Annotated in this window: 10 protein-coding genes; all 10 read right to left on the minus strand. The window is 32.7% G+C overall.

The genetic code is table 11. The features are described from left to right. Positions 1 to 69: 69 nt before the first annotated feature. The gene (locus KNP03_RS04600) at positions 70 to 2151 is read right to left on the minus strand and encodes a heparinase II/III family protein (protein WP_214825856.1); all 2082 of its coding nucleotides are present in this window, start codon (positions 2149 to 2151) and stop codon (positions 70 to 72) included. After that, on the minus strand, positions 2144 to 3418 hold the full coding sequence (locus tag KNP03_RS04605) for an oligosaccharide flippase family protein (protein WP_214825861.1): 1275 nt from the start codon (positions 3416 to 3418) through the stop codon (positions 2144 to 2146). Before KNP03_RS04605 ends, KNP03_RS04600 begins: the two co-directional genes overlap by 8 nt. A gap of 444 nt (positions 3419 to 3862) precedes the next feature. Continuing rightward, positions 3863 to 5212 carry a hypothetical protein gene (locus tag KNP03_RS04610; RefSeq protein WP_214825862.1) on the minus strand — a complete coding sequence of 450 codons (1350 nt, stop codon included), beginning with the start codon at positions 5210 to 5212 and terminating at the stop codon, positions 3863 to 3865. Positions 5213 to 5218: 6 nt separating this feature from the next. Next, on the minus strand, positions 5219 to 6322 hold the full coding sequence (locus tag KNP03_RS04615) for a glycosyltransferase (protein ID WP_214825863.1): 1104 nt from the start codon (positions 6320 to 6322) through the stop codon (positions 5219 to 5221). Between the two features lie 34 nt (positions 6323 to 6356). Next, complete coding sequence (locus KNP03_RS04620) at positions 6357 to 7496, minus strand: glycosyltransferase family 4 protein (RefSeq protein ID WP_214825864.1); 1140 nt, start codon at positions 7494 to 7496, stop codon at positions 6357 to 6359. Next, on the minus strand, positions 7493 to 8617 hold the full coding sequence (gene wecB / locus KNP03_RS04625) for a non-hydrolyzing UDP-N-acetylglucosamine 2-epimerase (RefSeq protein ID WP_214825865.1): 1125 nt from the start codon (positions 8615 to 8617) through the stop codon (positions 7493 to 7495). The genes KNP03_RS04620 and wecB overlap by 4 nt, the downstream gene beginning before the upstream one ends. A 7-nt stretch (positions 8618 to 8624) precedes the next feature. Further along, complete coding sequence (locus KNP03_RS04630) at positions 8625 to 9737, minus strand: polysaccharide biosynthesis C-terminal domain-containing protein (RefSeq protein ID WP_214825866.1); 1113 nt, start codon at positions 9735 to 9737, stop codon at positions 8625 to 8627. Continuing rightward, positions 9734 to 10756 (minus strand): polysaccharide biosynthesis protein, encoded by a 1023-nt coding sequence (locus KNP03_RS04635; protein ID WP_214825868.1) that lies wholly within the window; start codon positions 10754 to 10756, stop codon positions 9734 to 9736. Before KNP03_RS04635 ends, KNP03_RS04630 begins: the two co-directional genes overlap by 4 nt. Beyond that, positions 10757 to 11953, minus strand: coding sequence for a glycosyltransferase family 4 protein (locus KNP03_RS04640; protein WP_214825870.1), 1197 nt, complete (start codon positions 11951 to 11953; stop codon positions 10757 to 10759). A gap of 20 nt (positions 11954 to 11973) precedes the next feature. Next, positions 11974 to 12624: a sugar transferase gene (locus tag KNP03_RS04645; protein ID WP_214825872.1), complete on the minus strand. Its 651-nt coding sequence runs from the start codon at positions 12622 to 12624 to the stop codon at positions 11974 to 11976. Positions 12625 to 12628 lie beyond the last annotated feature (4 nt).

Below are 12628 nucleotides of genomic sequence, written 5' to 3' on the forward strand. Positions count from 1 at the left end.
TATGGTATCACCGCCATTAATTCTCTATCTTCTGATATACAAGAGTAACATCATATTAATATTCTATTTTTAAGAATAAACACACACGTTAGATTTGATAATTTCGATATCTTCAGTTGAAACATTATCAGTCCTCTCTTGTAAAATCCCATAACCTTTTGAAAGGTATGCATTTTTCTCGTAGTCTAAAGTGAATTTTTCACTCCCATAGTCATTAATTACAATATAATCTTCGTGTATATAAAAATGTCTATAGTGCTTTATGTTCCTAAATTCAAGAAGAATCCCAATCTCATTGTTGTTTAATACAATTATTTCTCCAGAGCATAGTGGTCTTACCTTAAATAGACCTACAAAATCTGTAATCTCTTCACTATATTTCGGAACATTATGTGCACTCGATTGTCTAAAGGAATTTCTTTTTTCTATAATCGGTGTATAAATGTAACTCCCGCTGTCCGAAAAATAACTTCGTCCATTACAATAAATTTCATAGTGCAACAAATCATTGTGTGCATGACCAGTTCTTAACTTCTTATAGTCGACATAACTTCGAATGAACAATTGAACGCCTTCACTTTCAAAAACATGAACTCCGAATTCTGGTGCGTGCCTTACGCTAACTGATCTCATTTTGTCGTTTTTAAACTTTATTATTGTTGAATCTTGAAATGATAACTCTCTCAAATCAATCTCCTTTTCAATCACGTCAATTGAATTCTCATGCGAGTCTTTGTATAAAATCCTTTTTTTAGTTCCTTGTATGCTATTAAGCAAGCTGTACTCGAGTTTATAGTTTTCAGCTATTGTAGACAATGACTTATACCTTGTAAGAGCATAAGCACTGGCAAGTACGGAGTCTATTAATAACTCATTTTCATTAAAAATCACATTTTCATCTTGATACAGATTCGTGTACTCTTGGAGATTTTTATTTATATCTGCTATTTTATAAACATCAATAAATTGACCTCGAGGGTTCAACTTGAACAACCTACCACTATCATTATCGCCAATTTGCACGAACTCCCCATTTCCCTTTCTAATTAACAAAGAAAAATCTATCATCTTATTAACCTTCACTATAATTTCTTCAGCTATGTCTCGATTGTTCTCGATCAATATCGCTATAGAATAAAAAACCATTTCTGTACACAATCTGTGATAAGCAGTAGAACCTTCAAAAAAAGACCCGTCTTCTAGAAATTGATTACTAATTTCTTTCCGAAGTTCTTCTTCAGCAAAACTCATCCACTTTTGTGATTCTTCTGTTTCAATGAAGGAACTGATGAAAATTAGACCACATAAGTTGGCCAAGTAGTGGTTTCCGTTTTCTCCACCCCGATAATTATATTCTAAATTATTAATTATAAATCTCCCATGAAGTACCATTTGCTCAATGAAAACAGCTTTAAATAAATCATCTAAATCGTTATTATCATCTACTTGCTTAATAATGTCATAGCTTAATAGTATATTTGCAGAACGAATTGCAACCTCCATTGGATTAGAGTAATTAACCCCGAAGCCAATTTGATTCGTTTCGAAAAAATCGATAAGTTGATTTTTATATTCTTTTATAAGTTTGGATCTAACTTCTACTCTTTTCACAGCGTATAATGCAATTTGTGGAAGATGGTACATACGAGAAAGTTCCCAAGGAACTTTTATATCTACACCACGAGGAATTTTGGACCTAATTCGATCAGAATGTACCCTATTGTCAAAACTAAAACCTGTTTTTAAGTCCCTACTCCAATCGATTCTTCTATAATCAGGAGTAACCGTTATATCAAGCTCATTAATAATTTGTGATGTCTTCTTTTGGTTACTATACTTTATTCCTTCTAAACCGAGGGGAACTGAATCATATGAAGCTGAAACCCATCCACTACCTAGAACGTCAAAACGGTGAGACAAATACATTCTCATTAAAAAATCAAACTTTTCAGTCTCAATTTCTTTCAAATCAACTTTTTTAATATCAATCATTCTGTTTATTGTTACTAACTGAGATGAGATATCCCCTATGTAATTCATTCTTTTAAGCAGACGAGTTATTTTTTTATTTCTTACCAGCTTAATCAACATATTTCTTTTAATTATTTCGCTCGATTCCAAAAATGTAATCAACGGTTTAAGTTTATCCATTTTTATAATCCTTTCTTGAATCAACAAGTACCAATAAAGTAGAAAGAACATTTAGAATCGCTTGTGATATAATCGTTGATACCGCAGCAGCAGTCGTTCCATACAATGGGATGAAAATAAGGTTACCAAAGGTGTTAATAAATAATGATATACAAGCAAAGAAGCATAGTTCTTTATACTTTTTAGATGACATCACAATATTCACATTCGGAGCGAAAATATAGCTCATTCCGACACCTAATGTTAAAATTTGAAACACCAAAATAGCATCATTGTAACCGTTCCCATTCAATACTGGAAATAAAAACTCACTTACCACAATAACAAATAAACAAAAAGGTATTGCGACCTTAGATGTTTTTTTAATCCATTTTATTGTAAACTCATATCTTATGTTTTTATTATCTATATATTCTTTCTTGGAAGTCCGTACTCTTAAAACAGCTTGAATCGATGGTAATAATGTCAAAAGAAGAGCATAATACCTAAAAGCAACACCATACACGGCAACATCATGGTCATCGGCTAAACTGGATAACATAAAAATATCCATTTGATTAAATAAATTCAGTATGACGCCGTAAATTATTAGCCAATAACTTTCTCGAAACATTTTTGTCAAAAGAGTCAGCTTTATTTTTTTTCTCTCATTTTTTTGGGGATAATATATTTTTTGAAAACTAACAATAAGTGTAATTATTCCTGCGAATAGATAAAATCCAATAATTAGGTAAATGCTAATATCAAGTAATATAAATGAAGAAAGCAATAACAAAAAAATAATGATATTTTTCATATTGTCAACAATGCCGGATTTTGAGAATGCTTCTTGAACTTGATAATATGATTGATTCAAACGAATCATGGACAAAAGAAATCCGTATATTATCGAACAAGAAACTACAGTTACAGAGGCATTAAATCCTAAGCTGATAAAAGGGATAAATAATGATGTGACTAAAAAAACGCTAAATATAAATATTGATGAGAGGATATATAAACTTAAAACTACTTCTCTATTTTTACGAGAGATTTGTTCCGAAGCATACCTCACAAATGAAAGTGCAATTCCAGATCCAAAAACGCCTAAAAGGAAATTGGATAGTGTCGAAAATCTTACGAACTGAGCATACTCTATAGGAGTCAATATTCTTATGATTATTATTGCAGATAACCCCATAAATAATTTCGATAATATGTCAAAAGAAAATACCTTTAAAAAATCGTGATTATTCTTATTATATATTGCACTAACTTTTGGAATCATTGTTGTCCCTTTCTAATATATACTAATACGTAATTCCATGAATTGAGTTTTTTAACACCTTATTTACAAAAAAGGTTTATTAAAAAACTCACTATACATAAAAAATATAGGAGTTCACTTAGGTGGATAAAATATCCATCACCCATGGCTCGCCTCTGTCGCGTTGTCATCGTCTTGAAATCACTGTCCGAAGAGTTGTCGTGAAGTTCACTCACAAGACGATCGAGTGAGCAAGTCCAAGCTTTCTCGTAATATGCAGTTTGGACCTCACCACCTCTCGGTAAACTTCTGTTTTACTTTCTAATGTTAAAAGATGGATGACCTTGTCTCAAGATTTACTTAATAATATAAGTTGTAGTGACCCATTCTACACGAAGCATTCTATAATAATACGCCTTATTATTGCGCTTGATTTATAATTTATCTTCTTCATTATAGACAAACCTAGACAAAGAATTTCCCTTTAACACTTTTTCGCCAATTTATAATCAGAAATTCCATAAGAAAATAGATAAATAGGGAGTTTACTACTAGACCAATATATCCTTGAGTTCCACCCCGAGCTATAGTTATTGTTTTTATTGCAAAAAACAAACTCAATATAATCAATTCCGGTTTCCTCTCCATCACTTTGCATAAAAAACCTATAAATGTTGCTAAAAAAACTGCATGAATCCAATAAAAGTAATCCCCATATATCAAAATTCCTTCTCCCAATATGGAAGGCAATAACCCATAGTAATCATCAGATCCGTAATCTACGCCTAGAATGAAAGTTGAAAATTGTTGATTTATCAGTACACCTAGCTGACTCTTATCCGGGAAAATAAATGACGGAATAGGAAGTAATAAAATCCATAATAGATAACTTATTGGCGAAATAGCACTTGATAAGTAGCTGGTTTCTGGATAATACTTCGGAAACAAAACTTCAATAGTCATTAACTCTACTATCGCGTCTGCAAAAGAAAAGTTTGTCATCGACATCCCAATCCTAGAATATTGATAAGTTAATAAATAAGGTACGGAAATTACAATGGCCGTCAAAATAAGTGATATTTGTTTTTTTGATATATCAAATCTTTCTTTTGTATTTAAAGTCAAAATTAGAAATACAAACATAGAATATAGAATCATCTCATATCTACCTAAGTATGCTTCTTGCAAGAATTCAAGATAAACCCATAATCCCACTAATGCCAGCATGCTTACCTTTCTTTTATTCTGTTTTAGATCCCACAGTTTGACCATAAAGAACGGAAGAAAAACGGTGTTCAGCATTAGAGCAATATTAAGTATTGTATTACTCTTTATGGCCTCTCTCCTTCCAACGATATCTTTGACTAAAGATGTGGGAGGAGACCAAAGTTGATTTACTCTAATTTCTGGAATAATTAAAAAAATAAACAATGTCATGAAAAAGATAAACGTTCCTATGTTGAATATCCATTTGTTTTTTATTTCATATTCATGAATTGATAGGCTTGATTCGTGTAATGTAACAAATTTAAGGTTCTCACTTATTTTTTTTTCATTCATTAAAGTAATATGTTTTCTTAATACAAATGAGAGAGTAATCATAAAGACAGAAGAAAATACAATATATTTCCCAAGGTAATCATTTTCAATTGTATCGAATGCAATTCCTAAACCAGAATAAAAGAATATCGGGACTGTTGAAAACACAAAATATACTCTTCTCATACCCTTAGGAATTTGAGATATACACAAGAAAAACACCAACACATTACACATGAGAATAATAATTAAAACTGAAATCTCTAAGTTTCCCATTTGAAATTACCTCGTTAATACTTCATTTATATAAGATATTACATTTTTTTCGTCACTACTCTTAACTATTGAGTTATTAAATTCGATAGTATTTTTTTTAAATATCTCATGATTTTGTACAACTAGCTTTATAGCTTTTTTTATATCATCACTGCTTACACCTATCTGCTTATCCTCGACAATATTTTTTAATGTAATATTTTCATTGCATATTATCGGTAATCCTACACTTACATATTCGTATATCTTATTTGGTGCACAGTATTTATTATTAAGTCCTTCGTTCGGATAATAAAGATATCCAACGTCTCCTTTTTTTAACAATGCACCTAATTCATTATATGCCATGCTACCAACAGCAATAATATTTTTGTTATTCAATTTCTCTATTTTTTCAAGTAAAGCCCCATAATAGTCGCCTTCTCCTACAATGAGAAGTTTGTAACTCTCCCCCAATTCATTTACTGCATCAATTAGTTTGTCAATTCTTCTAGATTTTGTAACCACACCGGCATAAACAATACAGGTTGCTTCGGTACTGAAAAAATATTTATTATCTGATAATATCTGTCTGGTTTTATCACTTTCTCGATCACTTAAAATAGAAATATTTTCGACTACCAAAGGATATTCTTTCAATTCATAGTGTTTTTTCATAATTTCACTACGTTTTTCTTGGGCACAAATTACTAAATCTGATTTTTTAATTATTTTTTTCTCAAAGAAGTAAAAAAAGTAATCTCTCATTGAAAAAAATTCTTGGCTATTTGGGAAATACAACTCATGTGCATCATAGATTAATTTAAAAGTTTTTCTTTTTAATTTCATCATGAACATTGGTAAAGCCGAATAAAAATCATGACCGTATACTAAGTCAAATTGTTCACTCTTTGAAATTCTGATAACTGCTTTCACATAACTCAAATAATTTGAAATAGATGTTTTTCCGGCATTCATTATTACGATATTGTTTTTACTGTAAAGTTCTGTTTCTTGATTTCCCACTGAAACTACTGTTATATCATATTTTTCGCATAAAGATTTATATGAACGTTGGACCCTAGCATCACGGTTTAAATCATTGTATACAAGCATTAACATTTTAGTCATAATAGTCTGGTCATCACCTTTGATTTATAATTCATCATGTGAAAAGCTCTATATATTTCTCATCTAGATTTTTAGGATTACATATACTCTTAACAAATTCTTGAGAATTTTCAATCATGGTTGAATACAGTTTTTGATCCATATTTAAGCATTCCGTAATTACTTCTTCAAACTCTTCCAAGTCTTCAAGAGAAATATCCCACCCCACATTATATTCCTGTAGATTCCTCCATGGAGTTTGATCACTCAATATTACTGGTGTCCCAGACATAAGTGATTCAGCAATAACATGTCCGAAGTTTTCACCAAAGGTCGGGAAGAATAAAAAATCGTGTTTTTTAATAACATCATCAAGGGACTCTCTTTTTAAAACCCCACAATAATTCACTCTGATATTTTCCGGGAAAGTGTTAATTACAGTTTCACATTCTTTCCAATATTCTATATCTTCGAGAGGACCAAAAATATTAAATACAATGTTCCCTCTAGTTGTAATTTTAGAAAGTATTTTTAGTGCGCCATATAAATTTTTTTTTCGACTAATTCTAGATATAAACAGAAGCTTTAAACTACCAGGTTCCTTTAAGGAAACCTTTGGTGAAAACGCAGAAAATTCTATGTAATTGGACGCAATATGAATTTTATTGGTATTACCAATAATCCTCTTAATATATTCCACTTCAAGTTCATTCGTTGCATGCCAATAAACATCTCGGTACATTGAAAAAATTTTAATTAAGTAAATGTATAGCATTTTTTTATTTTTCTTAATATTTAAAGCACCCGGGGAAAACTCTCCTCTTGGAGCTAACACTATACTAGCGTCCATAAATTTTAGTCTTTGAAGGATAACTATCAAGATACTAAATTTGAAAGAGAAAAAGCTGTTAAGATAAATATAATCACACTGTGATTCTTTAATTAATTTTAAAGTTTTTTTGAAAGTCAGCTTTGATTTTCTTGTATAAAATACTTTTTCTTTACCTAATGAAACCCATTTTTCTGTTTCTATTTCTTCAAATGGTTGAGTGTCACCCAAATCTCGATCTTGAGTAACAATACTAAATTCAAATCTATTAGATAATCTATCAACAATGTTTTTGATTGACCTAATTGGTCCTCCACCTTTTATTCCTGGTTCGTATACGCTTGTGAATATTAAAATTTTCTTCATTGTTTTCTCCAAACAACTTCGTTGACATATTGTGTATACGATAGAATAATTTTCACTACTTTTTCAGAAACTTTTTCAACATTATAATCATTAACCAATTGAGGCTGGTAATCAGACTCTTCTAAGAACTTTAATGCCGTCAAGATTCGCTTGGCGTTGACATCAGTCATCATTACTACTGCCTCTTCCATTGCTTCTGGTCTTTCATGCGCTGCCCTTAAGTTTAACGCTGTAAGATTTAAAATAGAGGCTTCCTCACTAATCGTTCCACTATCGCTAAGTACCGCTTTCGCATTAATTTGAAGGTTATTATAGTCAATGAAACCTAGCGGCTTAAGTAATTGGACATTTTCATGAAATTTCACATTTTTCTCTTCAACCATTTTCCGTGTTCTTGGGTGTGTACTTAAAATAATTGGGTATTTATATAATTCAGCAATCTCATTTAGAGACTCAACTAACTGAAAAAATTTTTCTTCAGATCCTATATTTTCTTCTCGATGAGCTGAAACCAAAAAATATTTATCTTTTTCCAAGTTCAAACGACTCAGTGCATCAGACTTATAAATTTCTTCACGTTTCGATTCTAGTACCTCGTACATTGGGCTTCCAGTCTTAATAACTCGATCCGCTGATAACCCTTCTTTTAATAGGTATTCACGGGCAATACTGCTATACGTTAAATTGATATCGGAAATGTGATCAACAATCTTCCGATTCGTTTCTTCTGGAACACGTTGATCAAAACAACGATTTCCCGCTTCCATATGGAAAATTGGAATTTTACGTTTCTTCGCTGCGATTGCGCATAAGCAACTATTTGTATCTCCTAAAATTAATACTGCTTCGGGTTGTTCTTTCTCTAAAATTGGATCAATCGCAATTAAGATATGTCCAATCGTTTCCGTCGCCGTTCCATTAGCTGCATTTAAGAAATAATCTGGCTTTCTTAAATTGAAATCCTCAAAAAACACTTCATTTAGTTCATAATCATAGTTTTGTCCCGTGTGGACCAACACATGATCAATTGCTTCTGAACTTTCAAGACGATTAATTGTCGCGGACAAACGAATGATTTCTGGCCTTGTACCTACAATCGTCATAACTTTTAATTTCTTCATATAAAACTTAAACCTCCAAGTAATATGTATCTGGTCGATTTTGATCGAAAGGCTCATTTACCCACATTAATGTAACCATGTCTTGATTACCCAGGTTCTCGATGTTGTGTGTATAACCTACTGGAATATCAACTACCTCAAGCTTTTCTCCACTCACAAAATACTCAATGACTTCAGCTGATTCGATTTTTCTAAACCGAATCACTCCCTGCCCACTGACTACAAGAAACTTTTCATTTTTAGTATGGTGCCAATGATTCCCCTTCGTAATGCCTGGTTTAGAAATATTGACGGATACTTGACCTCGATCTGATGTTCGCATAAATTCCGTAAATGAACCTCTTTCATCCTTATGCATCTTCAATTCATAAGAGAAATCTCGTTCAGGTAAATAGCTTAAATATGTACTATATAATTTCTTTACCAATACATCATCCTGTTGGGCAATAGATAAATCGTTTCTTGATTGTCTGAAGGATGTTAACAAATCGACTAAACGTCCAAGTGTTACATCATATGTTGGTGTAACATTATAGAATTCATTTACACCTTCTAGTGCTGTTTCTCTCAGCAAAGCAATCAAGCTTGTAATCACATCGTCTATGTAGGCAACAGTCAAAGTTGTCGATTGATCATTCACCTGAATAGGAATATCTCGAGAAATATTATGACAAAACGTTGCGATTACGCTATTATAGTTCGGTTTACACCATTTCCCGAAAAGATTGGGGAATCGGTAAATCATTACTTCCACACCATTTTCTTGACCATATTCTCTAACAATTTTTTCTGCCTCACGTTTGCTCTCTCCATAAGGATTAGATAACTCTGCCTGAGTTGAAGAAGCAAACATGATTGACGGTTTAATAGTACGCTTTGAAAGTAATGTTACTAGTTTCTGTGTAAAACCTTGGTTCCCTGACTTAAACTCAGCACCCTCTTTAGGTCGATTTACACCTGCTAAGTGAAAAACAAAATCAGCTTTCTGTGTAAACGAAAGTAGTTCTTCTTCTGTCGTGTTACGATTGCAAAGCATCAAGTGTTCATAGCCTTGATTCTTCAATTCAGCAACTAGATTTTTACCGACAAACCCATTCGAACCCGTAATTAAAATATTCATACATTAATCCGCTTTTCGAGTTCGTTCCGTACGTAATCCAATGTCAACAATCTCTGCTTAATCTCCTCAACTGAGAGACGCTCTGTATTGTTCGAATTGTATTCAGTCTCTTGAGTAAGCTGTTCGTCTCCTTCGCTGAAATACTTATCATAGTTTAGATCACGAGTATCCGCAGGGACCCGATAGAATCCGCCTAAATCTTCAGCTACAATGTGTTCTTCTCGAGTTAATAAAGTCTCAAAGGCTTTTTCCCCGTGACGCGTACCAATCACTTTGATTTCATTATCAACTTCAAATAATTCTTTTAAAGCTATCGCTAAGTCTCCTACAGTTGATGCTGGAGACTTTTGAACCATAATATCCCCTGCCACTGCGTTGTTAAATGCAAACACAACAAGCTCAACAGCCTCTTCTAAACTCATTAAAAAGCGAGTCATGTTAGGATCTGTTACCGTAAGTGGTTCACCATTCTTAATTTGCTCAATAAATAACGGAATGACTGAGCCACGAGAAGCCATAACGTTTCCGTAACGAGTTCCACAAATTAATGTCTGTGTAGCATCGATTGTTCTAGCCTTTGCAACGAACACTTTTTCCATCATTGCTTTTGAAATTCCCATTGCATTAATTGGATAAGCCGCTTTATCAGTCGAAAGGCAAATAACTTTTTTGACTCCGATTTCAATTGCTGCGTTCAAAACATTTTCAGTTCCCAACACGTTTGTTTTAACAGCCTCTAAAGGAAAAAATTCGCAAGAAGGAACTTGTTTCAACGCAGCAGCATGAAATACATAATCTACACCATACATTGCATTTTTCACACTATTTTGATCGCGAACATCACCGATATAAAATTTCAATTTGTTACTTTGATATTTCTTTCGCATGTCTTCTTGTTTTTTCTCATCTCTAGAAAAAATTCGAATTTCCTTGATATCCGTCTCAAGAAATCGTTCCATTACGGCGTTGCCAAAAGAGCCTGTTCCACCAGTAATAAGTAGTACTTTACCTTTAAACATTTAATTTTCTCCTAATTCACATAATTTTTCTTCCAGCTTCAACATAAAATGTGCTTTACAAAAGTGATTAACATAATAGCTATAAGAATTCTTCGACATACTCAGCTTTTCACTAGATGTACTATTGTGAAAATTTGTAATCAAATGAGCTAAAGCACTAAAATCTTCTGCCTCACAAACCAATCCACATTTAGACTCTTTAATCACTTGATTTGCTTCTCCGTTTATAGCACCAATTATGGGTTTACCTGCGGCCATATATGACTGTAATTTCCCCGGTAAAGTATATGAAATATTAGAATTGTTTTTCAAAGTGATTAGCATGGCATCTGCCATTCCATAAATTTGAGGCATTTTTGAAAGCGGTAACCTTCCATAATATACGATATTTTTCAGATTCAGCTTCTCGGTTAAGTTTTTACATTCTTTCAACTTCGAACCATCCCCGACGATATGAAATACTATGTCTTTATTATTCTTCACTTCATTGGCTGCTTTCACAATTGTATCTACACTTTGCATATCACCTATATTCCCAGCGAAAACAAAGTTTATTTTTTCATTTCGATCCATTTCTACATTCTCTAAAAAAAGATTCTCTGCATACTGTGGTAAATATGATATATTGTTATCATTTATATTTAGTATTTCCTCAAAATAATCTCTGAATAAGTTTGAAGAAATAAAAATCTCGTCTGCGGAATTATAAATTCTTTTAGAGATTATTTTAAAAAATTTATATATATAAGATTTTTCAGTAATTCCGCCTGCAACCAAACTCTCTGGCCATAAATCCAGGCAATATAACAAGAGCTTCTTTCTATTTTTGTTTTTATAAATAATACCTGGGATAGCCATTAAGACCGGTGAAAGCTGATTAACAAAGACTACATCATATTTTTTTTTCAAAGAAAGTGATTTGATTGAAGCTGATATAATGAAACTAATATAGTTAATAAATAACCTGAGATTACTCTTGCCTCGCCCTATCTCGAAGCATCTAATAACATTTACTCCATTGATTTTCTCTACTCTTTTATTGCCATATCGATATTCATCTAGCACAATACCTTCAGGATAATTCGGAAGCCCCGTTAGCACAGTCACTTCATGCCCGTTTTTTACTAACGATTCACAGATGTCTGTGATTCTAAATGGTTCCGGGTAATAATATTGGCAAACCACTAATATTTTCATACAGTCAATATGCTCCTAAATTACTGTTCATTTTTTTCTGTAGGTATGTTTTCTAATCCACTAGCTACTTGCTTAATCATCGTTCCAGTTCCACCTTCTACAACACCACTACTCTTTACCACACTTAATATTGTTCCAACAAAACATTTTGCGTCCATCCAAAACGACATATTTTTGGTGTATTCCCCATCAAGTTGAGCCTTAAATTCAATGGGTAATTCATCTCGACCATTGATTTGAGCCCACCCAGTAAGCCCAGGAAGAACATCATTTGCCCCATATTTTTCACGCTCTTCAATTAAATCGTATTGATTCCAAAGGGCAGGACGAGGGCCAATCACAGCCATGTCCCCTTTAAGAATATTAATGATTTGTGGTAACTCATCCAGGCTGGTTTTACGCAAAAACTTCCCAGTCTTCGTGATGTATTGATCCGGATTAGAAAGTAGATGGGTTGGGGTATCTTTAGGTGTATCAATTCGCATTGTTCGGAATTTCAGTATATTGAAATGTGACTGATGGATGCCTACACGTTTTTGCTTAAAAAATACAGGTCCTTTTGACTCTAACTTAATCGCAATCATTATTCCGATAAATAGAGGCAATAAGATAATTAGCCCTATCAAAGATAATAAAAATCCCAGCCTCTTTTTTGACTTAATATATGTCATCATT

The organism is Exiguobacterium algae (genome assembly GCF_018617875.1).
Taxonomy (GTDB): domain Bacteria; phylum Bacillota; class Bacilli; order Exiguobacteriales; family Exiguobacteriaceae; genus Exiguobacterium; species Exiguobacterium algae.